The sequence below is a fragment of the Mycobacterium malmoense genome, assembly GCF_019645855.1.
In the GTDB taxonomy this organism is placed as follows: Bacteria; Actinomycetota; Actinomycetes; order Mycobacteriales; family Mycobacteriaceae; genus Mycobacterium; species Mycobacterium malmoense.
The window spans coordinates 1112947-1138677 of sequence record NZ_CP080999.1 but is presented as its reverse complement, the minus strand read 5'-3'; the positions used below and the strand labels follow the sequence as shown (position 1 = coordinate 1138677).

Annotated in this window: 23 protein-coding genes and 1 riboswitch; of the genes, 10 read left to right on the top strand and 13 right to left on the bottom strand. The window is 67.1% G+C overall.

Features of this window, described 5'->3' with window-relative positions:
- The 3 genes from nei2 to K3U93_RS05390 all read left to right on the top strand — a co-directional run bounded on the left by nei2 (position 1) and on the right by K3U93_RS05390 (position 1512).
- Complete coding sequence (nei2, locus tag K3U93_RS05400) at positions 1-756, top strand: endonuclease VIII Nei2 (RefSeq protein WP_083011495.1); 756 nt, start codon at positions 1-3, stop codon at positions 754-756.
- 122 nt (positions 757-878) lie between these two features.
- Positions 879-1217 (top strand): DUF732 domain-containing protein, encoded by a 339-nt coding sequence (locus tag K3U93_RS05395; protein ID WP_083011524.1) that lies wholly within the window; start codon positions 879-881, stop codon positions 1215-1217.
- 82 nt (positions 1218-1299) lie between these two features.
- On the top strand, positions 1300-1512 hold the full coding sequence (locus tag K3U93_RS05390; RefSeq protein WP_071513325.1) for a hypothetical protein: 213 nt from the start codon (positions 1300-1302) through the stop codon (positions 1510-1512).
- 5 nt (positions 1513-1517) lie between these two features.
- Here K3U93_RS05390 and pstS read toward each other — a convergent pair whose 3' ends face one another.
- Positions 1518-2630, bottom strand: coding sequence for a phosphate ABC transporter substrate-binding protein PstS (gene pstS / locus K3U93_RS05385; RefSeq protein WP_083011525.1), 1113 nt, complete (start codon positions 2628-2630; stop codon positions 1518-1520).
- A 131-nt stretch (positions 2631-2761) separates the two neighbouring features.
- Positions 2762-3694 (bottom strand): extracellular catalytic domain type 1 short-chain-length polyhydroxyalkanoate depolymerase, encoded by a 933-nt coding sequence (locus K3U93_RS05380; protein ID WP_083011497.1) that lies wholly within the window; start codon positions 3692-3694, stop codon positions 2762-2764.
- Between the two features lie 201 nt (positions 3695-3895).
- On the opposite strand from K3U93_RS05380, the gene K3U93_RS05375 reads away from it, so the two are divergent.
- Positions 3896-4249, top strand: coding sequence for a DUF732 domain-containing protein (locus tag K3U93_RS05375; RefSeq protein WP_083011526.1), 354 nt, complete (start codon positions 3896-3898; stop codon positions 4247-4249).
- Between the two features lie 158 nt (positions 4250-4407).
- Positions 4408-4752 carry a DUF732 domain-containing protein gene (locus K3U93_RS05370; protein WP_083011527.1) on the top strand — a complete coding sequence of 115 codons (345 nt, stop codon included), beginning with the start codon at positions 4408-4410 and terminating at the stop codon, positions 4750-4752.
- Positions 4753-5048: 296 nt separating this feature from the next.
- Here K3U93_RS05370 and K3U93_RS05365 read toward each other — a convergent pair whose 3' ends face one another.
- Positions 5049-7961 (bottom strand): arylsulfatase, encoded by a 2913-nt coding sequence (locus K3U93_RS05365; protein WP_083011498.1) that lies wholly within the window; start codon positions 7959-7961, stop codon positions 5049-5051.
- Positions 7962-8169: 208 nt separating this feature from the next.
- On the opposite strand from K3U93_RS05365, the gene K3U93_RS05360 reads away from it, so the two are divergent.
- Both K3U93_RS05360 and K3U93_RS05355 read left to right on the top strand, forming a co-directional pair.
- Complete coding sequence (locus tag K3U93_RS05360; protein WP_083011528.1) at positions 8170-9912, top strand: ABC transporter permease; 1743 nt, start codon at positions 8170-8172, stop codon at positions 9910-9912.
- A 39-nt stretch (positions 9913-9951) separates the two neighbouring features.
- Entirely contained in the window at positions 9952-11268 is a 1317-nt protein-coding gene (locus K3U93_RS05355; protein WP_083011499.1) for an ABC transporter ATP-binding protein, read from the top strand.
- Between the two features lie 51 nt (positions 11269-11319).
- On the opposite strand, the gene K3U93_RS05350 is transcribed toward K3U93_RS05355, so the two are convergent.
- The 3 genes from K3U93_RS05350 to K3U93_RS05340 all read right to left on the bottom strand — a co-directional run bounded on the left by K3U93_RS05350 (position 11320) and on the right by K3U93_RS05340 (position 14058).
- A complete protein-coding gene (locus tag K3U93_RS05350) occupies positions 11320-12534 on the bottom strand; it encodes a PPE family protein (RefSeq protein ID WP_071513275.1) in 1215 nt (404 codons plus the stop codon).
- Positions 12535-12555: 21 nt separating this feature from the next.
- Positions 12556-13695 (bottom strand): PPE family protein, encoded by a 1140-nt coding sequence (locus tag K3U93_RS05345; RefSeq protein WP_071513276.1) that lies wholly within the window; start codon positions 13693-13695, stop codon positions 12556-12558.
- A 63-nt stretch (positions 13696-13758) separates the two neighbouring features.
- Positions 13759-14058 (bottom strand): PE family protein, encoded by a 300-nt coding sequence (locus K3U93_RS05340; RefSeq protein WP_071513277.1) that lies wholly within the window; start codon positions 14056-14058, stop codon positions 13759-13761.
- Between the two features lie 438 nt (positions 14059-14496).
- A riboswitch (M-box (ykoK) riboswitch) is annotated at positions 14497-14673 on the bottom strand.
- Between the two features lie 378 nt (positions 14674-15051).
- Between K3U93_RS05340 and K3U93_RS05335 the strand changes: the two genes are divergently transcribed.
- Positions 15052-15315, top strand: coding sequence for a hypothetical protein (locus K3U93_RS05335; RefSeq protein ID WP_139797108.1), 264 nt, complete (start codon positions 15052-15054; stop codon positions 15313-15315).
- A 702-nt stretch (positions 15316-16017) separates the two neighbouring features.
- On the opposite strand, the gene K3U93_RS05330 is transcribed toward K3U93_RS05335, so the two are convergent.
- Positions 16018-16353: a hypothetical protein gene (locus tag K3U93_RS05330; protein ID WP_176220032.1), complete on the bottom strand. Its 336-nt coding sequence runs from the start codon at positions 16351-16353 to the stop codon at positions 16018-16020.
- Between the two features lie 330 nt (positions 16354-16683).
- Between K3U93_RS05330 and K3U93_RS05325 the strand changes: the two genes are divergently transcribed.
- Positions 16684-17295: a DUF5994 family protein gene (locus K3U93_RS05325; RefSeq protein WP_071513327.1), complete on the top strand. Its 612-nt coding sequence runs from the start codon at positions 16684-16686 to the stop codon at positions 17293-17295.
- Between the two features lie 20 nt (positions 17296-17315).
- Here the strand turns inward: K3U93_RS05325 and K3U93_RS05320 are convergent, their stop codons facing one another.
- From K3U93_RS05320 to K3U93_RS05295, 5 genes are all read right to left on the bottom strand, one after another.
- Positions 17316-18470, bottom strand: coding sequence for a PPE family protein (locus K3U93_RS05320; RefSeq protein WP_071513279.1), 1155 nt, complete (start codon positions 18468-18470; stop codon positions 17316-17318).
- A 48-nt stretch (positions 18471-18518) separates the two neighbouring features.
- Entirely contained in the window at positions 18519-19661 is a 1143-nt protein-coding gene (locus K3U93_RS05315) for a PPE family protein (protein WP_071513280.1), read from the bottom strand.
- Positions 19662-19850: 189 nt separating this feature from the next.
- Complete coding sequence (locus tag K3U93_RS05310; RefSeq protein ID WP_071513281.1) at positions 19851-20711, bottom strand: pseudouridine synthase; 861 nt, start codon at positions 20709-20711, stop codon at positions 19851-19853.
- Positions 20708-22462 carry a glycerol-3-phosphate dehydrogenase/oxidase gene (locus K3U93_RS05305; protein ID WP_071513282.1) on the bottom strand — a complete coding sequence of 585 codons (1755 nt, stop codon included), beginning with the start codon at positions 22460-22462 and terminating at the stop codon, positions 20708-20710. Before K3U93_RS05305 ends, K3U93_RS05310 begins: the two co-directional genes overlap by 4 nt.
- A gap of 240 nt (positions 22463-22702) precedes the next feature.
- The gene (locus K3U93_RS05295) at positions 22703-24127 is read right to left on the bottom strand and encodes an NAD(P)H-quinone dehydrogenase (protein WP_071513283.1); all 1425 of its coding nucleotides are present in this window, start codon (positions 24125-24127) and stop codon (positions 22703-22705) included.
- A gap of 83 nt (positions 24128-24210) precedes the next feature.
- On the opposite strand from K3U93_RS05295, the gene K3U93_RS05290 reads away from it, so the two are divergent.
- Complete coding sequence (locus tag K3U93_RS05290) at positions 24211-24690, top strand: gamma-glutamylcyclotransferase family protein (protein WP_071513284.1); 480 nt, start codon at positions 24211-24213, stop codon at positions 24688-24690.
- Between the two features lie 78 nt (positions 24691-24768).
- On the opposite strand, the gene K3U93_RS05285 is transcribed toward K3U93_RS05290, so the two are convergent.
- Positions 24769-25656 carry a type IV toxin-antitoxin system AbiEi family antitoxin gene (locus tag K3U93_RS05285; RefSeq protein WP_083011501.1) on the bottom strand — a complete coding sequence of 296 codons (888 nt, stop codon included), beginning with the start codon at positions 25654-25656 and terminating at the stop codon, positions 24769-24771.
- Positions 25657-25731 lie beyond the last annotated feature (75 nt).

The following is a 25731-nucleotide window of genomic DNA, read 5'->3' as shown; positions in this document are numbered from 1 at the left end:
ATGCCCGAGGGTGACACCGTCTGGCACACGGCGGCGACGCTGCGACAGCACTTGGCCGGGCGCACGTTGACGCGCTGCGACGTCCGGGTACCGCGGTTTGCCACCGTCGATCTCACCGGGCAGGTGGTGGACGAGGTGCTCAGTCGGGGCAAGCACTTGTTCATCCGGGTCGGCCGGGCCAGCGTTCACTCGCATCTGAAGATGGACGGCAGCTGGCGGGTCGGCAACCGGCCGGTCCAAATCGACCACCGGGTGCGAATCGTCTTGGAAGCCGGCAGTATTCGCGCGGTGGGGGTCGACCTGGGCGTGCTGGAGATCCTGGACCGCGACCGTGACGGCGACGCCGTCGCGCACCTGGGGCCCGACCTGCTGGGCGAGGACTGGGACCCCGGGCCCGCCGCCACCAACCTGACGGCGCGCCCGGAACGGCCGATCGCCGAGGCGCTGCTGGACCAGCGGGTGCTGGCCGGGATCGGCAATGTCTATTGCAACGAACTGTGTTTCGTCAGCGGACACCTGCCCACGGCCCCGGTGAGCGCGGTCACCGACCCGCGCCGGCTGGTCTCCCGCGCACGGGACATGTTGTGGCTCAACCGCTTCCGCTGGGATCGCTGCACCACCGGCGACACCCGGGCGGGGCGGCGGCTGTGGGTCTACGGCCGAGGCGGGCGGCCCTGCCGTCGCTGCGGCACCCGCATCAACTACGACGACACCGGCGAGCGGGTGGCGTATTGGTGCCCGTCCTGCCAGCGCTGAAGGACGCTCGCCGCTGCACTCCGCGCGGCGGGGACTTTTCGCTCGCTCGATCGCGACGTGCGATGATCGTCAGCGGCTTGGCATGCCGTCAGCACTGCTCGGCCGGGGAGGTTCCAGCATTGATGACCAGCCAAGTGCGCTCGCCCAGAGCCGCGCGATCACGACGGACCGGCGTGGTCCTAGCGGTCGCGCTGCTTGGCGTCGCGGGAGTCGCGACCCCGGCCGCGAATGCCGACGCCGTCGACAACGCGTTCCTGTCGGCGACGAAGTCCAAGGGCATCGACTTCACGTCACCGCAGGCCGCGATCATTGCCGGTCACGAGGTCTGCGACGAACTCGATCTCGGCCGGCAGAAGTCCGACGTCGCGTCCGAGGTGATGAACAACAGCAAGCTCGACGGCTATCGCGCCGGGTACTTCGTCGGCGTCAGCATCGCCGCGTACTGCCCAAGGTATCGCTGATCGCCATGATGGCATCGGCCTGGTGCACCACCGAGACGAGGAAGCATACACTGGAGGCAACACGTATCACGGGGAGCCGCAAGTGATCACGAAAGCGTTGTTCAGCGCCGCGGTCGCACTCGGTGCGGCGGTGGGGATAGCAACACAGGCCGGCGCCGACCCCAGCGCGTTCGGTGTCCTCAGCTGTAGCTGCGAGAGCGGGACCACGGCCTCGGAGGACGGGCCTGCCGTCGCGGACCAGATCAACGAAGGCATCCAAAACGGCCTCTTCGATCTGCGAGGCATCCCGGACTAACGGGATCAGGAGATCGCGTCGACCGCGGTGGTCAATCGCGGCTTGAACGCGTCCGGAATGGGGACATACCCGTTGTCCGCCAGACCATTCTGGCCGGCGCCGATCGTGCTTTGCAGGAACGCCTTTACGGCCGCACCGACCTGCGAATCGGGGTATTTCGAGCAGACGATCTCATACGTCGCCAGCACGATCGGATAGGAGTCGGGCTGGTTTGGCCGGTAGAACGAGATCGTGTCGAGGGCGAGGTCGTTGCCCTGCCTGATGAACCACGCGGCCGAGATCGTCTTGCCCACCGACGCCGGGCTGATCGCCACCGGGTCCGGACCGGCCGACGTGACGATGCCGGCCGTGTTCAGGTGCTGCGCCTGGGCGAACGACCACTCGATGTAGGTGATCGCCCCCTCGATGCTCTTGGCGGCCGCGGCGGCGCCGTCGTTGCCCTTGGCGCCCTCGCCCACACCACCGTTGAACCTCTTCCCGGCGCCCCGACCCCACGCGCCGTTGGAAGCGGTGTCGAGATATTTCTGGAAGTTGTCGGTGGTGCCGGACTCGTCGCTGCGGAACACGACACGAATCGGCTCGGCGGGCAAGGTGACACCGGGATTCAACACCTGGATCGCGGGATCGTTCCAGGTGGTAATGCCGCCGTTGAAGATCCTGGCCGCAGTCGGACCGTCGATGTTCAACGACGTCACACCGTTGACGTTGTAGGCGATGGCGATGGGGCCGAACACCACCGGCAGGTTCCACGCCGGCGAGCCGCACCGCCGCTCCGCCCCGGCGTATTCGTCTTTGCTCAGCGGCGAGTCCGAGCCGCCGAAATCGGTTTGGTTGCCGACGAATTCGCTAATCCCAGCGCCGGAACCATTGGCCGTGTAATTCAGGGACTGGCCCGGGCAGGCTTGTTCGAAGGCCTTGATGAAACGGGTCATCGCGTTTACCTGGGCCGTGGAACCGCTGGCCTTCAGGGTCGGCTTGCCGCCGCAGGCCACCTTCGCCGACGACGTGCCGGTGGTTGCGCTTCCCCCGGTGGCGTTGTGGTCGCCGCCACACGCCGACAACATCAGCGCGCCGGCGGCCAGAACGGTCAGCGTGGCACCAAATCGGTTGAGTATCAACCCGATTCCCCGGAATGGCATGGATGAGACGATCGCCGCCGGTGTAGCCGCAGCCCGCCAGACTGCCGTCTTCCTCGCGGCCATGAGGCATAGTAACAAGATCACCGTGTGGCCTCCGCATCGCCGAGCAATCAGGTCTGGTTCCGGACGTGCGCCAGGAAAAACTGCGCGATGACCTCCGAGGCGTTCAGCGCACGCGAGGTGCGCCCGACGATCGCCCGCGGCAGATACTGCTTACCCCCCGGCCAGGTGTGCCCGCCGTTGTCGATCTGGTAGCAGACCACCTCGGTGGACGCCGCGCACGCCGTGGAATCGAAGCGGTGAACGACGGTGCCGTCCCCGACGTCGGGTAACACCTGCGCCGACGGATCGCCTTGGCAGCCGTCGACCGAGCGCCACTTGTCCACCATGCTCATGACCGAGATGGAGTGGCTGACCCCGCCGCGACCGCGCACGGTGCCGCCGTTGAACGGCACCAGCGGATCGGCGGTCCCGTGCGCCTCCAGGACCGACACCGGGCGCGACGGACGGCAGGCCACGCCGGCGCCCAGCGTGCCCGCGACGGGCGCGATCGCGGCGAAGACGTCGGCGCGGTCGCAGGCCAGCCTGTTGGACATGAAACCCCCGTTGGACATGCCGGTGGCGAAGACGTGCCCGGCGGCGATGTTGTAGTCGTCCTGCAGCTTGGCCGCCAGCCCAACCAGGAACCCGACATCGTCGACACGGCGGCGATCCGCCGGCGACGCCCCCCGGCCGTCGGCCCAGCTCTTGTCGTAACCGTCGGGATAGACCACCAGCAGGTTGTTGGCGTCGGCAACGGCGTCGAAGTCGGTCAGACCCTGCTGCCCGGTTCCGGTGCCGCCGCCGCCGTGCAGGCTGATCACCATGCCGACGGGCTCCCCGGGCGGCAGGTGCAGCGTGTAGGTCCGGTCCATGCCGCCGGAACGGAACGTACCGGCCAAATCCCGGGCGCTGGCCGCCGACACATGCCGCATTCCACAGCCGGCCGCGAATACCGCGCATACCGCCAAAACGGCAAGCGACACCCGGCGCGCGTACGGCATGCCGTCAAGTTACCGATCGGGCTCGCGGATCGACGAGGGCGGGCGGCCCGCGGACGTGGCCGGCGGTGAAACCGCGCTCAAGTTGTGCTGTTCGCAATCTCAGCGACGATTGAATCGCACCGAGCCGTAACCTTCTGGCAATGTTCGCGGCCCACTTTAATGGCGTACACGATCACAGTCTTGTTCCACGGGAGTATCAGAATGACCACTACCTGTACGCGCAAACGCAGCCGGGTGCTGTTAGCGCTGGCTGCGGGCCCTGCGCTGGCGGTGGCGCTACTTGTCCCGCTGGGAGCGGCCCCGGCCGCTCACGCCGACGCCACCGACGACGCTTTCGTCGCCGCGTTGCATGCCCACGGCATCTTCCACGAGTCACCCAAATCCGCGATCGCGGCCGGTCATCTCGTTTGCCATCAGCTTGACATGGGCAAGACGCAGGAGCAGATCGCGACCGATGTGATGAACAGCAGCAGCCTGGACGGCGACAATGCCGGCTACTTCGTCGCCGTCGCCGAGCGTGCGTACTGCCCGCAGTATGCGGACGTGCCCATGTGACCGGGCCTCGCCGCTTCGGGCCGGGATAGATCGGGAAATCCAGCGGGCAGTCGTCATTTCGGCGACCATCGCCTCGTGCAAAGCTGTAACGTGCGGCAAACGCGGCGTCACGTGCCGTCAGCAACGAATGGCAATTCAGCCCCGTGGGAGTGTCCGAGATGACGAGCACCCGTCTACGCGTGCCCCGTCCCTCGCTGCTGCTGTGGGCCGCCGGGCTTGCGCTGCTGGCCGAGCTTGGCTACCCGGCGGCGATAGCCCCGATCGCCCACGCCGACGCTACCGATGACGCCTTCCTGGCGGCGCTGAAAGCCAAGGGCATCCACTTCGGATCACCGGAGAAGGCGCTGATCGCCGCCCACGAGGTCTGCGATGAGCTCAGCAACGGCAGGACGCCGGTCCAGGTGGCATCGACCGTGCAAAGCAACAGCAACCTGGACGGCTACCACGCGGGGTACTTCGTCGGCGCCAGCATCCGTGCCTACTGCCGGCAGTTTGTTTCTTAACCTGACTGCAACGTCCGCCCGCGACTATCCGAGATCGACAGTACTTAGGATTCGGGATACCAACTATCACGGAGAACTAATTAAGTGGTATCGAAAATCCTGGTCGGAGCCGCCGCGGCGGTCGGGGCGGCGGTGACGGCGGCAGCACCCGCCGGCGCCGACCCCAGCGTGTTCGGTGTCCTCAGCTGCAGTTGCCGTGAGACCGCCCCGGCTAACAGCCCGGCACTGACGGAAAATCTCAATCGGGGGATCCAGCAGGGCCTCTCCGATCCGGCAGTCTCGCGGTAATCGCCCGTTCAGCCCGCGGCACCCCGCCCGACGGCCTGAGCGGCCGCGTGCTCGTGCAACGTCTTCTCGGCCTCGTGATGGACGGGCTTGAGGTCGAAGATCACCTCCCGGACGGTCCCGGTGAACGCGTAGGGAGCCCTGTCCTCGTAGTCGCGGTCGACGACCAGGCCGTTGTCGCGGCTGATGTCCATACCCGCGTAGGACGTGAAGGCCAGCGGCACCGTTTTGGCCATCTCGCCCGCACCGATCAGCCGGTCGTCGGCCCACAACGTCACCCGGCCGCCCGAGCCGGGGACCGGCTGATCGGATTCGAACAGCATCCGCACCGTGACCTCGCCGGTCGGGATCGGCTCGGTGGACACCTGCTTGTAGGTGTCCACGCCGAGATAGGAGTAGGTGTGGTGCAGTCGTTGCCCCTCGTCGACCCACAGGGCGAACCCACCGATGAAGTCGCCGTTGGCGACGATCACGCCCTGCGCGCCGCCGTCAGGAATCACCAGCCGGGCCTCGATGGCGTACGAGCGGCCGAGGATGCGCGGGACCATGCCGCGCTGGATGTTTTGCACGTCGCCCTTGAAGGCGAACCGGGTGGTGGTGGGCAGCGGCGGCAGGCTGCCGAACATGACCGCGATCCCGCCCAGCAGCGGCAGCACCCGGTTGCGTTCGGCTTCGGCCCACCACAGCCGGGTGAGCTCGGCCAGCTTGTCGGGATGTTCGGCCGCCAGGTTGCGCGCCTGGGAGAAGTCGTCGGGTAGGTAGTACAGCTCCCAGACGTCGGCGTCGGGGTCGTAGTTGCCGGGCGCGAACCGCTGCAGCGTCTCGGGCGATAAGTCCCACGGCGCCTTGTCCAGTCGGACGCAGGCCCACCACCCGTCCCGGTAGATGGCGCGGCTGCCGAAGTTTTCGAAGTACTGCACCGTGTGGCGCTCCTCGGCCGCGGCGTCACCGAAGGTGTGGGCGAAACTGGTCCCGTCCATGGGTTCCTGATCGAAGCCGTCGACGTGGGTCGGTTCGGGTAAACCGATGGCCTCCAACACGGTTGGCGCGATGTCGACGCAGTGGGCGAACTGGGAACGCACCTGGCCGTCGGGCCGGATCCGGCTGGGCCAGGCGATCACCATCGGGTCGCGGGTGCCGCCCAGGTGGCTGGCCATCTGCTTGCCCCACTGGAACGGGGTGTTGTTGGCGTGCGCCCACCCGCTCGCGAAATGCGGCGCGGTGAACTCGTCGCCGAGCGCCTCCACCCCACCGTATTGTTCGATCAGCTCCAGCTGCTGGTCGGCGTCGAGGAGCAGGCCGTTCAGGAACGTCATCTCGTTGAACGAACCGGTGATCGTGCCCTCCATGCTGGCGCCGTTGTCGCCCCAGATGTAGAAGACCAGCGTGTTCTCGGATTCGCCGAGGTCGTCGATCGCGTCGAGCAGCCGCCCGACGTTCCAGTCGGCGTTTTCGGAGAACCCCGCGAACACCTCCATCTGCCGGGCGTAGAGCCTTTTCTCGTTGTCCGACAGGCCGTCCCACGCCGGGAACAGGTCGGGCCGCTCGGTGAGCTCGGTGTCGGCCGGCACGATCCCCAGCTTCTTCTGCCGTTCGAGCGTTTTGCGCCGGTAGACATCCCAGCCCTCGTCGAACTGGCCACGATACTTGTCGGCCCATTCTTTGAACACGTGGTGCGGCGCGTGGGTGGCGCCGGTCGAGTAGTACATCATCCACGGCTTCTCGGTGTCCTGGGCCCGCACGCCGTGCAGCCATTCGACGGCCTTGTCGGTGAGGTCGTCGGGGAAATAGTAGGGCTCGCCGTCCTTACCCTGCGGAACGCCTACGACGGTGTTGTCCTGGGTGATGATCGGGTCGTACTGGCCCGCGGCGCCGGTCAGAAACCCCCAGAAATGGTCGAATCCCCAACCCAGCGGCCAGTTGTCGAACGGCCCGGCCGCACCCTGGACGTTGTCCGGGGTCAGGTGCCACTTGCCGAAACCGCCAGTCACATAACCGTTGTCGCGCAGGATGCGGGGCAGCGAGGCGCAGCTGCGGGGCTTGACCGTCGAGTAGCCGGGGAATGGTCCCGGGAACTCGCAGACCGATCCGAAGCCGACCCGGTGGTGGTTGCGCCCGGTCAGCAGCGCCGCCCGGGTCGGCGAGCACACCGCGGTGACGTGGAAGCGGTTGTAGGTCAACCCGTTTCGCGCCACCCGGGTCAGCGCCGGGGTTCGGATGGCGCCGCCGAAGGTGTCCGGGCCGCCGAACCCGGCGTCGTCGATGAGCACGATCAGCACGTTGGGTGCGCCGTCGGGCGCCTTGGGCCCGGGAACGATCGTCCAGTCGCCCACCGAATCCGCCATGGTCCGGCCGACGGTGCCGCCGAAGCCGCGCTGCGGCAGCGGCAGCCGGGTGCGGTCGGGATTGAACTTGCCCATCGCCTCCTCGAGCGCCGCGCCCAGGCTCCGCAACGTCGAACGGCTAAGCTCCGCAACCGATTTCATCGGCGAGCCGGCCAAGGCCCGCTCCACGGCCAGCCGCCCCTGCGATGGAGTGATGGCGATGACCACGGCGCTGCCCGCGGCCAGCGCCTGCCCGATCTTGTCGGCCAGTCCGCTCTTGATCCGATGGTTGGCGAACGTGCCCGCCAACGCTCCGGCGGCCGCACCCGCCGCCGCCCCGCAAGCCGCGGCCAGCAGCGCCGGTGAGAACAGGCCGACCGCCAGGCCCGCGCCGGCCCCCCACGCGGCGCCTCGCCGGCCCAGCCGGTTGCCGGTATCGACCAGCACGGGATTGCCGTCGGCGTCCTTGCCGACCAGCACCGCGCCCCGCAGCGAGACGCGCCTGGCTTTGGTTTCCTCGGTGAGGGTTTCGAAGTCCCGGCGGGCCGAATCGAGATCCTGATAGCCGGCAACGATGACCAGCGCGTGTTCTTCGCTCATAAACGAGACTCCTTGTCAGGACGGACAGCGGCTTGGGAGACGGACAGGCCAGTCCGGAATATAGACCTCGGAAGGCTGCGGCATTTGATTACCGCCGATCGGCCCCTGGACCGCGAGCCAGCCCCGGCTGGTGTAAAACCGTTGCTTGCGCCACCATTGGCGCTGGTTGTACCGAAGTCAGCTGCAATGAGTGTCGGGCGGTGCGTACATGACATTGGTTGGCACTTTTCCCAGCCGGGGTGTGGCGGCGCGCCCGGCACGCAACTGGGCCGCTGATGTCGTGGTATTCGTCGGCGCCGCGGTGCTGCTGTGGCTGGTGGCGCGCCTCGGCCGCGGGACGGCCGTGCCGTGGACGGTGCCCAGCGCGCCCTCGTCGGTGTCCACCGACCCTAGTCACTTGCCGTATTACGCCGCCCGATCGCTGTTGCGGATGTTCGCCGCGCTGGGCTTGTCGCTGGTGTTCACGTTCTCCTACGCCACCGCGGCGGCGCGGTCACGCCGGGCCGAAAAAGTGCTCATCCCGCTGCTGGACATCTTGCAATCCGTGCCAATCCTGGGCTTCCTCGCGATCACCATCACCGGGTTCATCGCGTTGTTTCCCGGCTCACTGCTGGGCCTGGAATGCGCGTCGATATTCGCGATCTTCACCTCGCAGGCGTGGAACATGACATTCGCGTTCTATCAATCCCTGATCGCCCAACCCCGCGATCTCGACGAGGCGTCCCGGCTGTTGCGGCTGTCGCGGTGGCAGCGGTTCTGGCGCGTCGACCTGCCCGGCGGGATGATCCCCCTGGTCTGGAACGGCATGATGAGCTTCGGCGGGGGCTGGTTTTTCCTCACCGCGTCGGAAGCGTTGAGCGTCAACAATCACAAGTTCGCCCTGCCCGGGATCGGCGCCTACGTCGCGTCCGCCAGCGACGAGGGAAACCTAACCAGGGTGCTGCTGGCCATCGCGGTCATGATCACGGTGATCATCGGGGTCAACGCATTGTTTTGGCGGCCGCTGACGGCGTGGGCCGAGCGGTTCCGCATCGAGGAATCCGAGGCCACCGAGGCGCCGCGCAGCCTGACGCTGGAGGTGCTGCGGCGCTCGCGTGTCCCCGGCCTCGTCGGCCATCCGCTCGGGCGGCTGATCTATCCGGCGGACCGGGTGATGGCGGTGTTCGGAACGACCGGGCGTCCGTTGAAAACGTCCATCGCGCGCCGCCGCGTCGGCGACGCCGTCTTCGGTCTCGCGTTGTTCGTCGCGCTCGGCTACGGCGCGTTCCGGGTGATCGAGTACGTCGCGCACAGCGTCGGCTTCGCCGAGGCCGGCCACGCGGCGCTGCTCGGTTTGGCCACCTTCGCCCGTGTCGTGGTGGTGGTCGTGTTCTCGACCTTGATCTGGGTGCCCATCGGGGTATGGATTGGGTTGAACCCCAAGGTAACTCGGCTAGCTCAGCCGGTGGTCCAGGTGCTGGCGTCCTTCCCGGCGAACTTCTTGTTCCCGTTGTTCACCGCGCTGCTGCTGGCCACCGGCATCAGCATCAACTGGGGCGGCATCCTGCTGATGGCCCTGGGCACGCAGTGGTACATCTTGTTCAACGTCATCGCCGGGGCCAGTGCGATCCCCAACGAGCTTCGCGACGCCGCCGCCAGCTTGAGGCTGCCCACGGCGTTGAGGTGGCGCACCCTGATACTGCCGGGAATCTTCGGCAGCTACGTCACCGGCGGCATCACCGCCGCCGGGGGCGCGTGGAACGCTTCCATCGTCGCCGAGGTCGCCCAATACCACAGCACCACGTTGTCGGCTGTCGGGCTGGGCGCCTACATCACGCGCGCCACCGCGGTGGGCGACGCCCCGCGCCTGCTGGTCGGCGTGATCGCGATGAGCTTCTATGTGGTGACAATGAACATTGTGCTGTGGCAACGCCTCTACCGCCTGTCCGAGCGGCGCTTCTCCCTATCTTGATCCTTATCTTGATCCTTCAAAGGCTTAACGGAGGCCGCCATGACTCGCGACGACGTGATCATCCGCCTTGAGCACGTCAGCAAGAGCTTCAGCAAGCCCGACGGTGGCACCTTGCTGGTCCTCGACGACATCAACCTCGACATCCGTGCCGGCGAGGTCGTCGCGCTGCTCGGTCGTTCCGGGTGCGGCAAGTCGACGCTGCTGCGCGTCATCGCGGGTCTGATCGTCCCGACCAGCGGCGTGGCGCGCTACAACGGGGCCGAACTGACCGGCGCCAACCCCGGCACCGCGATGGTGTTCCAAAATTTCGCCCTGATGCCCTGGCTGACCGTGCAAAAAAATGTCGAACTCGGGCTGGCGGCGCGCAAAACCGCGCCGGCCGAACGCAGTAAGCGCGCCATGGAGGCCATCGATTTGATCGGCCTGGACGGTTTCGAATCGGCCTACCCCAAAGAACTATCCGGCGGGATGCGCCAACGCGTCGGATTCGCCCGTGCGTTGGTACTACAGCCCGATCTGCTGCTGATGGACGAACCGTTCTCCGCGCTCGACGTCCTCACCGCCGAAAACCTGCGCAACGAGCTCATGACCCTGTGGACCGGTCAGGACTTCCCGACCAAGGCCATCTGCCTGGTGACGCACAACATCGAAGAAGCGATCCTGCTGGCCGACCGCGTCATCGTGCTGAACAGCAACCCCGGCCGCATCCTGGCCGAGTTTCCCATCGAGCTGGAGCGTCCGCGCGACCGCCGTTCCGCATCGTTTGAGGCACTCGTCGACAAGGTCTATGAACTGCTGACCGGCACCGGACCGGCCACCGCGCTGGCCGATCCCGGCACCGCCACGCCCACCAGCCACCCGCTACCCCGCGCCACCGTCGGCGGGCTGGCCGGGCTGGTCGAAATCGTCTACGGCAAGGGTGGGCGCGTCGAGATCCCCGACCTCGCCGCAGACCTGAGCATCGCCGCCGAAGACCTGTTGCCGCTCGTGGACGCCGCGGCGCTGCTTGACTTCGTCCGCGTCGACGGTGCCAACCTCGAATTGACCTCCACCGGCAAGGATTTCACCACCGCCGACATCCAAACCAGCAAGCAGATCTTCGCCCAACAAGCACTCACCCGCGCACCGTTGGTGCGCACCATCTGCCATGCCCTGCACGACTGCCCCGACGGCAGCCTGCGCGCCGCATTCTTCCTCGACCTACTTCAGCAAGCGTTCAACACCCGGGACGCCCAGCGGCAACTCGACACCGCCATCGGATGGGGCCGCTACGCCGAACTCTTCGACTACAACACCCACACCGATCAAATCACCCCCGACCCCGACGCCACGCTCGTGGCACCCACGCATTCCTGACACGCGAGCGGACCTGCCGGGCGGCCGGCCACCCCTTAGTCACGCTGACTATTAACCAGCCGCCGGCGGACGTCCCAGTACGCGCGGGCGAAACCCGTATATCGGAACGCCTCCGAACTCGTCGTCAGCATCCGCCATACCGCCCAATGGCACGCCGGGCATGCCCACCGGCCCCACGTCCTCCATCACCATCGGGGTGGCGCTCATGCCCTGGTACGCGCCTGCCCCGATCTGGGTCGTTGGCAGAGCGGCGGGGGTGATCGCCGCCCCGCTCGCGCCCCAGCCTGGAGGCACGGATAAGGCACCGACGAGGTTTGCCTGCCCAATCTGCGCCGCGGCAAGGCCCGGCAAGCTGGCCGATCCCGCCGTCTCGACCCCACTAAGGCCGGCCGACGCCGCGCTTACCGCGCTGTCCGCCGGGGCGTCCAGGAAGCTATACACCGTAGCGCTATCGATCATTGAAGTCGGGTTCATCAGCCCGCTGGTGGTGAATGCGTTGGAGAAGTTGGCGACCGAGGCGTTGTTGAGGAAGCTTCCAACCATCGATCCGTTCTGCCCATCCAGGAAGTTCATCACTCCGGCGAGCCCGGTGGTGGAGGTATTCGTGTTGGGCGCGATCCCCAGCCAAGCGGCCAGGTCGGAAAGCGACGCGGACGCGCTGGTGGCCGAGCTGGTCGATGCGGTCGAGGTGGTAGTGGCTTGGGCAACCGCGTTGGCCTGGTCGGCTACTCCGCCGGTGTTGGTGCTGGACTGGGGCGCGGTGAACGGCGTAAATTGTGTCGCCGTGATCGAGGCGCTCGCGTAGGCGTTCATCGCCGCGGCGTCTTGCGCCCACATTTCGGCGTATTCGGCCTCCGTGGCCGCGATCGCCGCGGTGTTTTGTCCGAAAAGGTTGGTCGCCACCAGGTTCGACAGTTGAGCGCGGTTGGCCGCGACGACCGCGGGCGGCACCGTCATGGCAAACGCTGACTCATAGGCGGCCGAGGCGGCGTTGGCCTGGCCGCCGGCCTGCTCGGCCTGGGTGGCGGTGGCGCTTAGCCACTCGAGGTACGGTGCGACGGCGGCTGCCATCAGCGTCGACGACGGCCCAAACCAGCTCTCGCCGGTAAGCTCCGAAACCACCGAGGCGTAAGAGGTGGCCGTGGAGCGCATTTCGGCGGCCATAGAGTTCCAGGCCGAGGCGGCGGCAAGCATCGGTCCCGATCCGGGGCCCGAATACATTCTGGCCGAGTTAATTTCCGGCGGTAACGCGGCAAAATCGATCATGACGCTTCCTCTCAAGTCCCGTTATCCGGCGGCCGGCGGACGTGGCATCACGACAGGACGGAACCCGTATTTGGGAATGGCCCTGCGCAGCCGCTTGGCCGTACCTGTCATGGGCGCCGCAAACCCTCCCGGCCCTCCTGCCGGGCTCGACCCAATGTCGCCGAGGCCGGTGGCTGGCAACGCCGTTTCGGCTGGACTGATCGTCGCTGCAGACGTCCAGCTGGCTGGCACCGACACCGCCCCTACCAGGTGCGCATGGCCCATCTCGGCCGACGCGGCGGCACCCAGGCCGACGAGTTCTGTTGACCCGAGCGCACCGGATCCCAGACCTGACAAGTTCCCCGCACCCGATAGCGCCGCAACGCTCGTCGCTGCCTTGTCGGCATTCATCAGAAAGCTGAAACCGGCGATGGTTTGCAGGATGAACTCCGGGTTGTACGGGCCGCCAGCAAGGGCTCCGTTGGTGACCGCGGTGCTGAAAAAGTTGCCATTCCAGAAGCTCCCCAGCGCCGAATTGTCTGAGCCGCTGAACAAGCCTGCCAGGTACGACTCGAGCGATCCGAGAGACGACGAGCCAGCAGCGTTCGACGTTGCCGACGACAGTATCGACTGCGTAGTTCCCGCCGGCGTTTGGGCCGCCTGGGAAACAGCATTGGCTTGCTCTGCCACTCCGCCGACGCTGGCGGTGGATTGCGGGGAGTTAATTGGAGTCAATTCCGAGGCAATGTCCGAGGCGCTGGCGTAGCCTTTCATCGCCGCGGCATCTTGTGCCCACATTTCTGCGTATTGGGCCTCGGTGGCCGCGATCGCCGGGGTGTTTTGGCCGAAAACGTTGGTCGCCACCAGCGCCGCAAGCTCAGCACGGTTGGCCGCGACGACCATGGGCGGCACCGTCATGGCAAACGCTGACTCATAGGCGTTCACTGCCGCATTGGCCTGGCCGCCGGCCTGCTCGGCCTGGGTCGCGGTGGTGCTCAGCCAGTCCACGTACGGCACGGCCGCCGCCAACATCGACATCGACGACGGACCAAACCAACTCTCGCTGGTCAGCTCGGAGATTACGGAGCCGTAAGAGGCGGCCGCTGAACGCATTTCAGCGGCGATCGCGTTCCAGGCCGAGGCGGCGGCAAGCATCGGTCCCGATCCGGGGCCCGAATACATTCTGGCCGAGTTAATTTCCGGCGGCAATGCCGCGAAATCAATCACTGGTCCCCCTCTAAGTGCTCAGCGGGCTGCGGCTGCGTTGGCTACCTCGGTAGCCGCGTATGATCCGGCACTGGTCTCCAATGTGGCGACGAACATCTGGTGCATAGCGGCAGCTTGTGCGCTCATCGCCTGAAACGTTTGGGCGTGCGCCGCGAACTTAGCCGCCGTCACGAACGACACCTCATCGGCAGCCGCGGGCACCACCCCGGTTATCGGCGCCGTGGTGGCAGTGTGCTGGGCGGCCAGCGTCGACCCGATCTGCTGCAAGCGGCGGGCGGCGGCGGCCAACGATTCCGGCTGCGTAGTAACAAAAACCATTTGGAATTTCTCCTAACGAATATTGGGGGGAATAGAATCGAGCACGGGCTTTGTGGTAGTACCAAGCACGTTTTGAGGGTTCATCGCGGATCGAGCCCGCTCACGTGATCGGCGGCCGTAGCTAACGCTGCTGGCTTCGGAACAACAAGCGACATCGGTCTTCTCCTTCCGAAAAGAGATCAGACGCGGGCTTGGTGGCTACTCCTTGGCTAATTTCGGCACCCCAACGGCAAACCTGCGAAACGGTGACCTGCGGACAAATCTCCCGCGGTCAGCCGATTGGGTGTGGAAACGAGGCGGGGTCGGATCGCGACGAAATGGTCGTCGATCTGGAATACGGACTATCGCCGGGACTCATTTCGCTCTCACCTCCTCACAGCCAGGGCACACGGGGATGCTATACCCTTGCACAGTGGGGAGAAGCGCCTATGTCAGGACGCGGCACCCCTCTCGTCAGAGCTTCGGCACCACACGGCGTATCCGGCTTTGTCAGAACCGGAAGCCACTTGGGCTCAACCCTTAATCCGGGAGGAGCTGTCCTGACCCTGGGCGTCTTTCGACGTTCGAGGTCAGTGGCCTATATCCGTGCGGACGCCTCACCTAACGAGGTGCTTGCAAAGACGATGGTGGCATCCACAGGTTACTAAGTCAACCCTAAGTGCCGTGCGTTGGAAACCGTTCACGTTATAGACATATGCCCGGTGCATCCTCTGCCTTGCGCAAGCGGTCCTGCGTGGCTGGCTACATTGCGGGGAGCTTGAGGGGATTTGCCTTTCGGTTATGCGGGACCGGATCCCCCGGCCTGGACTCGCCGTACCATCTTGACCCTGCTTGGGATCTTCGGCCCGTAGAGCCAGCGCCCGCCCTCTGGCAAGCCGGAATCCTGGCCACACAGAAGACCAGCAGCAGCAGGATGTGGAAACCCATCCGGGTGGCCCGCCATTTACGCGCGCGGCGTAATTCTGCGGCGGGCTGGGCGAGGCTGAGCGCAAGATGGCGATCCACGAGATCAATGCCACAGCGGCACCAACCGCCAGTCACGAAGGGATGCGCAGGATCCGGATTGATCGCCGCGACCTGATCATCCGATCAGTACCTCTGGCGTTGACTATTGTCCCACCTTTCTCGATAACCATTCGGAACGTCGTCTTCCATCCCTGCGATCGGCCTGGTGACCGCAGTGGCATCACATCAGTACAGCTACGAGCCATCAGCACAGTAAATCCTGAGCAGGTGACCAAGGATGGTCTGGCCTGACCGGCTCATTGCCTGCGTATCCCGACGTTGCGGTGATGATCCTACATTCGCCTGGTCCGCGCATCGAATTGTGATGATTTCATAGGATTCTCAAATAAGTCGGCGTTCGCTTGCCGATATCACGAGCTGCATATATGTGTGTTCAATATGTGTTGGATCGCCCAGGTTGAGGTGATCCAACTTTCCAAAAACAATGGAATCCATAGTCGGTGGCTGCACTTACCGAACCATTGCAAAGTTAAGTTTTTAAACCACCAAGACCGAGAACCACGTCATCGACTTCGTTAACGTTAGATTACCGAAAGTGACGGATTTTGGAAGATTTCAATGTCTTTCGTAACAACACTTGTTGGCGCACCGTCGCGGTTCTATGGAGAGAAATTGTCTAATGCACAGGGAGCAAACCCCCGTGGACTTTGTGGCGGTCACTGAATGTCCTTAGTGGTAGCGACAAAGGCTCCGAAGGAGCACTCCAACATTCGCGGACACGGTGTTGCACCGATGACCGCGCTCGTATTGGCGGCAGCAATTGCAGTGTCACCACTAGCGAATCACCAGGCGCGAGTAGTTCGCCAGTGTATTTGGAATTCCCATGTCGTCCTGTGCCACTGGCGCACCGTGGACACGCCACCAGCTCCCAAAAAAACGGCGCCAGCGACAAGCGACTCCGTTCCCGTCAACTGGGTGGCGCCAGACGGCTTCCTATGAGATTTCGGTGACCGCGGCGACACACTTCGCTTCGCCCGCTGGCTTGACAGCCACGGCTACCACCCGGCGTCCGGCGGCGAACAAGGTCACACGGGTGTCTTGCGCGACCACCGCTGTCTCTGGCACCAAAGTGCCTGTCTTGTCGGTGATCAAGATGTCGATGTCGCCCAGATCTTCAATGCACACCAACCGTGCACCCGTCCGTGTAACTCGGCGGAGCGTGCCCGGCACGATATTCGTCAAACTTGTGCTGGGCGCCAGGATTACGCCGATCATGACCGCCTGCACGCCGTCACCGAGGAAGTACGAAACGATCACGGTGCCGGCCAACAAGATGAGCCCGCGTTATGCAGTTGACGACCCAACATCGCCAGCGCGTTGACGTGGTGGGTCCGTACGGCGTTCGGGGCCAAACCGCACCAGCCGGGCGGCGGACAGAGGTTTGGGCAGTCTCGGCGCCGTCGGGCCTCGGCCGAAAGTGGTTGGCGCTACTCGTTGTTCACGTTCGGTACACGGCGCGGCTACCGGACGGCCGCTTGGTGGCGGCTTTTTCGGGCCGGCTTCGGCGGTCGAGTCGCGGGCGGGTCACGTTGGCCGTACCGTTGACTGCGGGGTCTGCGGGGGCCAGGAATCCGCGCACTCATCGGGCAGGTGGTCGAGGTGGAACACGAAAATCGCTTGCAGCTCAAGCCCTATCGGTCCGTGTCGGAGCACATTGACGGGGCCTGGTGGCCGCGGTCGACGCGCCTGGTCGATGAGCTGCCGGACTTGGTGGCGTCGTTGTCCGACCGGCTGGGACGGATCGTGATGGTGGGCTACCGCTGCCATGGCTGGGACGAGACGCCGCCGGTGGCCGAGATCGCCGGCCACACGATCGAATTGCTGGGCTTCATCAGCGACGAGCCGCCCAGTGTGATCCTGATCGGTGAGGACGGTCGTCACATCACGCTGCGCGTCATCCGGCCGGACACCGGCGAGGAGGTGGCCCGGCGGGCGCTGCGGGAGGCGGGCGTACCCGCCGACACCGGTGTCGCGCCGGCCAGCCGTTCGGCGGTCGCGCGATCCGTGGCCGATGTCGCGGACAAGCTGGCCCTTCATGAGGGGCTCGGCGACGAGCGGCGGACCGCCCAGATCAAGCGCTGGTGCGAACAGGCCGCTCAGCAATTCGTCGATGCGCCGGTCCAGACGTTCGTCCCGATCCTCGTCGAACACATCGTCCGCAACCGGATGATGGAGTCGCGCTCGGCGACCGCGTCGTCGGGGACCGGTTAGGGGTCTGGCGCGCGGCGGCCTCATCCGGCCGATGGCGGCCTTTGCATGACGGTCCCCTTGAGCTCCAGCCCGTATTCGATGTTCTCGTAGTCTCGCCCCTCGCGCCGGCGCTTGCTTGCCGAGGCCGCCGAGGCCGACGGCGGCATCGTCATCGGGGGCATCGGGATCGAGGGCAGCCCGAATTCGCCCACCGGAAGCGGGGATACCGCCGACGCGAGTTGCACCGGGGACTGCGAAGCGGGCAACAACCCCACCACTGCAGCGGGCGCGGTCAGCTTGCCAAGCGAAACCCCGACGCCCATCGCCGCCGTAGGCGCTTGAGCCGAGCCAAGGGCGCGCAGCGCGCTGGCAAAATCGGCCTCCGATGCCGACAAAGCCGCCTCGCCCTCCGCCAAGCCCTCATCCACGTCGCCGCCCACGCTCTGGAGCGCCTGAGCCGAAGTCATCTGCGCCAAGTAGCTGAGCAGGTTGATGGGAATCCCGCCCGCGATGAACTGGTTTCCCCAGGTGTTGGCCAGCTGGAACCAGCTATTGTTGACAAGGGCTCCCGACCCGGGGTCGAGCAGCGCCGCCACGTTCGAGGCCAGGGTGGAAGTCGTGGACGAACCGGTGGCAGCGGGCACGGCACTGGCTTGAACGGCGGCGGCCGCCGGATTGACAATCGCGGGCGGCGACGAGAACTGAGGCAGCGCGAGAGCCTGAGCGGAGGCGGCCCGATAGTGATACATCGCGGCCGAGTTGTTGACCCACATGCCGGCGTACTGGGCTTCGGTTTCCGCGATCGCCGCCAGATTGCTCCCGAACCAGTTGGTGGCCAGCAACTGGGCCAGCCGCGTCCGGTTGGCGATGACCCCCAAGGGAGGGACCACCGTCCGGACAGCCAGGTCGAATGCCGCCGCGGCGGCCTGCATCGAGGAGCCGACCTGCCGGCACTGCTGCGCGGTGGTGCGCAACCAGGCGAGATAGGGCTCGACGGCCTGGATCATCTCGGCGGCGGACGGTCCCCGCCAGGCCCCGGTCAGCGACCCCAACGCGGAGGCATAGCCGCTGACGGATTCCTCCAACTCGGTGCTCAGCAACCGCCACACACCGGAAGCCTCGATCAACGACCCCGCGCCGGGTCCGGAGTGGACGAGCGCCGCGATGATTTCGGGAGGCAGCATGCCAAAGTCCATGAAGTCTCACCCCGGAAAAGAGCCCGGGTGGGGCACCCTAATCGGTTCTTATCCCGCTGACGGCGGTCGGTGCATCACTGTGCCCTTGACCTCTGCGCCGTATCCAAGCTCCTCGTACTTTGGTTGTTTTCTCTTGCGCCAACCACTGCCCGCCGAGATCGGCGGCGGCATCAACGGCGGCAGTAGGGGCAACGCGCCATCCCCGGCCGGAAGCGGCGATGCCGCCGACGCGAGTTGGACCGGCGATTGCGAGGCGGGCAGCAACCCCACCAGGGCGGGCGGCGCGGTCAGCTTGCCCACCGACACCCCCACACCCACGGCAGCGGTGGGTGCGGTTGCGGGTAAGGCACGAACCGCACTCGCCAAGTCACTCGCCACGCCGCCCAGGGCCGACTCGCCCTCCGCCAAGCCCTGACCCACCTCGCCGCCCACACTCTGCAGCGCCTGGGCAGAAGTGTTTTGCGCCACGTAGCTGAGCATGTTGATGGGGAATCCGGACGATATGAACTGGTTGCCCCAGGTGTTGGCCAGCTGGAACCAACTATTGTTGACAAGGGTCCCCGACCCGGGGTCGAGCAGCGCCGCCACGTTCGAGGCCAACGTGGACGCCGTCGACGAGCCGGTGCTGGCAGCGGGCACGGCGCTGGCCTGGGCGGCCGCCCCCGTCGGGCTGACGATCTCGGGCGGCGACGAGAACTGCTGCACCGCAAGGGCTTGCGCGGAGGTGGCCTGATAGCGGTACATCGCCGCCGAGTTGTTGACCCACATGCCTTCGTACTGGGTTTCGATTTCGGCGATGGCCGCCAGGTTGTTGCCCAACCGATCGGTGGCCACCAACTGCGCCAGCCGCGTCCGGTTGGCGCTAACCACCGAGGGAGAGACCACCGCGGAGAGCGCCGAGTTGAACGCCGCCTCGGCGGCCTGCGCCGAGGAGGCCAACTGCCGACATTGCTGCGCGGTGGTGCGCAACCAGGTGAGGAAGGGCTCGACGGCCTGGGCCATCGCCCTCGAGGACGGCCCCTGCCAAGCCTGCGTCAGTGAGGACAACACCGACGCGTAGGCGGGGGCGGTCTCTTCCAGCTCGACACCCAGGTGCTGCCATGCAGCGGATGCCTCCGCCCATGATCCGGCACCGGGCCCGGAGTGGATGAGCGCCGAGGTGACCTCGGGGGGCAGCGTTAGAAAGTCCATGACATGTCACACTCTCCGTGCTGGGAAAGGCTGTGGAAATTCGGGGTGACTACGCCGCGAATACCCCTGAAACATTGCGCATCGACGCCTTAGTATGGCCGAATCTTCCGCCGATGACGCTAGCACCGACTGCGTTGGCCGTCGTGCCCTTCCCTGTTCAGGCGGTCGGCGAGGCGCCGCGGGAGCCCCTTACGGGCCCGGCCGGCGGCTCACGAATGCACGACGCAGGCCGGTCACCGGATCGGTGAACTCGATGGATTGCGCGAGCAGCCGCAGCGGCGCGCTGAAGTCGTCGTCGCGGACCGGTAGCACGTCGGGATAGAGCGGATCACCCACGATCGGCAGTCCCAACGAGGCCATGTGCACCCGCAACTGGTGGGTGCGCCCGGTCCGCGGCGTCAACTGGTACAAGCCGTCGGGCGACACCGACTCCACCAGCGTCTCCGCGTTGGGCTCGCCGGGCTCACAGACCGTCTGCAGGTGGCCCCGGCGCTTGACGAGGCGGCTGCGGACCACACGCGGGAGCGCGACGGTCGGCTCGACCGCCGCCCGGGCGAGGTATGTCTTGCTCACCAGGCCGCGGGCGAACAGCGTCTGATACCGCCCGCGCAGCTCACGACGGGTGGTGAACAACAACACCCCGGCCGTCAACCGGTCCAGCCGGTGGGCCGGGCTGAGCTCGGGCAGACCCAGTTCCCGTCGCAGCCGCACCAGCGCCGTCTGGGCAACGTGTCGGCCCCGCGGCATGGTGGCCAGAAAGTGCGGCTTGTCGACGACCACGATGTCCGCGTCCTGATACAGCACCGGGATGTCAAAGGGCACCGGCACTTCGTCGGGCAGGTCGCGATACAGGTAGACGCTGGACCCGGCGGGGAGCGCGGTGGCGGCATCCACCACCGCGCCGTCGGCGTCGACGACCTCCCCGGCCAGGACCTTGGCGTGGGCCGGCGCGCCGAACCGGGCGGTCAGCTCGGCCAGCACCGGTCCGCCCCGCAGCCGGACCCGGGCGGGCCCCAATCCGTCGCGAACCGGGAGCGGCGCGGGCCTCAATTGAGCGGCACCGGCTCGAGGATCTCGGCGCGCGCCTCCGGCGCGCTGGCCCGCAACTCGTCCGCCGACACGTCGTCGGGCTGGGCCTGCGACAGGATCTCGGCCTGCACGCGGGCGGTGTAGTTGGCGACCTCACGCTCGACGTCCTCGGCGGTCCAGCCGAGCGCGGGCGCGACCACGTCGGCCACCTCCCGGGCGCAGTCGACGCCGCGGTGGGAGTATTCGATGGAGATACGCATCCGGCGGGCCAGGATGTCCTCCAGGTGCAGGGCCCCCTCGGCGGTGACGGCGTACAGGGCTTCCACCTTCAGGTAGCCCGGCGCCTCCGTGATCGGGCCGAGCAGGCCGGGGGCGTCGGCCGCCAGCTCCAGGACGTCGCCGATCAGCGAACCGTAGCGGTCCAGCAGGTGGCGCACGCGGTGCGGGTGCAGGCCCTTCAGCGCGGCCACGTGTTCGGCCTGGTTGACCAGCGCGAAGTACCCGTCGGCGCCCAGCAGGCTGACCTTCTCGGTGATCGACGGCGCCACCCGGGCCGGGATGAACTGGGCGGCGGCGTCGATCGCGTCGGCGGCCATCACCCGGTACGTGGTGTACTTGCCGCCGGCGATCGCCACCAGGCCGGGCGCCGGCACGGCCACGGCGTGCTCGCGGGACAGCTTGGAGGTTTCCTCGCTTTCCCCGGCCAGCAGGGGCCGCAGCCCGGCGTACACGCCGTCGATGTCGGCGTGCGTGAGGGGGGTGGCCAGCACGGTGTTGACGGTCCCCAGGATGTAGTCGATGTCGGCCTTGGTGGCCGCGGGGTGGGCGAGGTCGAGGTCCCAGTCGGTGTCCGTGGTTCCGATGATCCAGTGGCTGCCCCACGGGATGACGAACATCACCGACTTTGCGGTGCGCAGGATGATGGCGACGTCGCTGACGATGCGGTCGCGCGGCACCACGACGTGCACGCCCTTGGACGCGCGTACCTGGAACCGCCCGCGCTGCTTGGACAAGGCCTGGATCTCGTCGGTCCATACCCCGGTCGCGTTGACCACGACGTCGCCGCGGACCTCGGTGGTCGAGCCGTCCTCGGAGTCGCGGACCCGCACGCCCGTCACCCGGTCGCCGTCGCGCAGCAGCGCGACCACCTGGGTGGAGGACCGCACCACCGCGCCGTAGTGCGCGGCGGTGCGCGCGACCGTCATCGTGTGGCGGGCGTCGTCGACGACGGTGTCGTAGTAGCGAATCCCGCCGATCAGCGAGGTGCGCTTCAGGCCCGGGCACAGGCGCAGGGCGCCGGCGCGGGTCAAATGCTTTTGCGCCGGAACCGATTTCGCGCCGCCGAGACGGTCGTAGAGGAAGATGCCGGCGGCAATGTAGGGGCGTTCCCAGCCGCGCCTGGTGAGGGGAAACAGGAATGGCATCGGCTTGACCAGGTGTGGCGCCAGCGTGGTCAGCGACAGCTCACGCTCGTAGAGCGCCTCGCGGACCAGCCCGAATTCCAGCTGCTCGAGGTAGCGCAGCCCGCCGTGGAACATCTTCGACGAGCGGCTCGACGTGCCCGAGGCGAAATCGCGCGCCTCGACCAGCGCCACCTTGAGCCCGCGGGTGGCGGCATCCAACGCGCAGCCGGAACCCACCACGCCGCCGCCGATGACCACCACGTCGAACTGCTCGGTGCCGAGCCGCTCCCAGGACACCTGGCGTTGCTGCGGTCCCAGCGCGGAAGCCGGCGAGCCCTGCTCGCTGGGTGCGTGGATCGGGTCGCTCACGGCGGAGGCTCCTGTTACTCGTCGGTAGGTGTGCTGCGTCCAGGCTAGTTCGTCGGACGCCCGAGAGTCGGCTTAGTCGAGATGGTGGCGACCCGCCGCGCCCGGCCACGCCGCGCTTGCGATCGCCACTAGTCCAGATGGTGGCGACCCGCCGCGCCCGGCCACACCGCGCTTGCGATCGCCACTGGTCCAGATGGTGGCGACCCGCCGCGCCCGGCCACGCCGCGCTTGCGATCGCCACTAGTCGAGGTCGTCGTGGGCCATCAACCGGCGGGCGGCCTCGGTGATCGAACCGGACAACGACGGGTACACGGCCAGCGTCTGCGCCAGCTCGTTGACGGTGATCCGGTTTGTTACCGCGACGGCGATCGGCAGGATCAGCTCGGAGGCGATCGGCGCCACCACCACGCCGCCGATCACCACGCCGGTGGACCGCCGGCAGAAGACCTTGACGAAGCCCTGCCGCAGCTCCGACATCTTGGCCCGCGCGTTGGTGCGCAGCGGCAGCATGATGGTCCGGGCGGGCACCGAACCGTCGTCGATCGCCGACTGCGGCACACCGACGGCGGCGATCTCGGGCCTGGTGAACACCGTCGCCGCGACCGTGCGCAATCGGATCGGGCTGACGCCCTCGCCCAGCGCGTGATACATCGCGATCCGGCCCTGCATGGCCGCGACCGACGCCAGCGGCAGCAGACCGGTGCAGTCGCCGGCGGCATAGATGCCGCTCACCGACGTCCGCGAGACCCGGTCCACGGTCAGGTAGTTGCCGCGGCCCAGCTCGATGCCGACCCGTTCCAGGCCGAGGCCGCCGGTGTTGGGGACCGACCCGATGGTCATCAGGGCATGGCTGCCCTCGACGGTGCGGCCGTCGGTCATGGTGACCAAAACCCCGGTGTCGGTGCGGGTGACCGACGCCGCGCGGGCGTTCTTGAACAGCCGGACGCCCCGTTCGGCGAACGACTCCTCCAAGACCAGCGCGGCGTCGGCGTCCTCGTAGGGCAGCACCCGGTCCCGGCTGGCGACCACCGTCACCGGCGCGCCCAGTTCGGTGTAGGCGCTGACAAACTCCGCGCCGGTGACCCCCGAACCCACCACGATCAGGTGCTCGGGCAGCGCCTCCAGGTCGTAGAGCTGCCGCCAGGTCAGGATGCGTTCGCCGTCGGGCTGGGCCGACGGCAGGATCCGCGGGCTGGCGCCGGTGGCGATCAGCACGACATCGGCGTCGTGCTCGCTGACGGTGCCGTCGGCGGCGGTCGCCTTGATGCGGTGGTGGGCCAGGCCGGGCGTGGGGTCGATCAGCTCGCCCCGGCCGGCGACCACGTGGACGCCCACGCTGAGCAGCTGGGCGGTGATGTCGGCCGACTGCTCGGCGGCCAGCGCCTTGACCCGGGCATGGATCTGGGGCAGCGAGATCTTGGCGTCTTCGATGTCGATGTCGAAGCCCAGCCGCTGGGCTCGGCGCAGCTCGGTGCGCAGCCCGGTGGAGGCGATGAACGTCTTGGACGGCACGCAGTCGTCCAGCACGGCCGCCCCGCCGATGCCGTCGGAGTCGATCACGGTGACCTGGGCCGTCTGGGGGTGTTCTGGGCGCAGCGTGGCGGCGACGAGCGCGGCCTCGTAACCGGCCGGCCCTCCACCGAGGATCACGATGCGGGTCACCACGGCCCTAACCTAACCGGGCGGCGGGGAAGCCGCGAAACGCTCGGGTGAATACCACGCGAGCGTACGACGTTTAAGCTTTCCCCGTGCCGCTCTACGCCGCGTACGGATCGAACATGGATCCCGAGCAGATGCTGAAGCGCGCACCGCACTCACCGATGGCCGGAACGGGCTGGCTGCACGGGTGGCGGTTGACGTTCGGCGGCGAGGACATCGGCTGGGAAGGGGCGTTGGCCACCGTCGTCGAGGATCCGGATTCGAAGGTGTTCGTCGTCCTTTACGACATGACGCCGGCCGACGAGAACAACCTCGACCGGTGGGAGGGCTCGGAGTTCGGTGTCCACAAGAAGATCCGATGCCGGGTGGAACGCATATCCTCGGACACCACCACCGATCCCGTGCTGGCGTGGCTGTATGTGCTTGACGCCTGGGAGGGCGGCCTGCCGTCGGCGCGATACCTCGGCGTGATGGCCGACGCCGCCGAAATCGCCGGCGCGCCAGAGGATTACGTGCACGACCTGCGGACCCGCCCAGCCCGCAACATCGGCCCGGGTACGTCGGCTTAACCCTTTTGCCGCGAGCGTGCGTGTTTGTACACGACACGCCGCTTCCGGCTGGCATTCTGCGCACCTTCGCGACGAGGTTTATGCGGCGCTGGCCCGCTCCAGTCGCCGTTCGATCCGGGCAACAAGTTCGCGGGGTCGATACCTGACGTCCCCGAAGACGATCGGCACGACGAGCCACCCCAAGTCCTGGAGTGCCGCGGAACGCCGGCGGTCCCGGAGAAAGGCGTCCGGCCCGCTGTGCCAGTCGACGCCGTCGTACTCGGCCGCCACGCGGTATTCGGGCCAGGCGAAGTCAAGCCGCCAGGTTCGGCCGGTCAGGTCGACGATCTCGTACTGCAACGCGGGCGGCGGCAGGCCGCCGTCGAGCATTACCAGCCGCGCCTCGCTCTCCATCGGCGACTCGGCCAGCGGCGAGGCCAACTCGAGCAACTCGCGAGCAGCGACGACGCCGCGCCGCCCGTAATGCCGCCTGAGCACGCGCCGCAGCCCGTCGCGGTCGCAGGTGCCGCCGCGCAACGCGGCGTCCAGCGTCGCCAGGGCTCTTGGCCTGCGCAGGCCGCGCGCCACCTCGATCGCCGTCCACGCGGGCGTGGTGGCCGGCCGGCCGGCGACGATGGCCAGCGGCGCGCCCGCACGGCGGTGTACCACCAGACCGCGGGTCGGCCGCAATTGTTGCCCGCCGGGATTGAGCACGTGCAGGTCCCTGTCCTCTTCGGTGTCGAAGCCGTATGCGGCCGCCGCGGTGCTGAGGCACACCGCGATCGTCGTCCCCGTCACCAGATCCAGGCCGCGCAGCCGCAGCGCGTCGGTGATTTCGCCGCGGCCGTAAACGCCATACCAAACCTTTTGCAGCACACCGCATTTCAGGTCCATCTCCAGGCCGCGGCGGGTGAGGTGGGTCAACGCCTGGGCGGAGGTCACCACGCCGCCCTGCGTATCGAGCAGCCGTTCGAGCTCCGCATTCACGCCCGGTATCGTCGACGCACCGCGGCGAGCCCACAATTCACCCCTGTGCGCCCCTGTTGACCCCTGCCGAGCGTG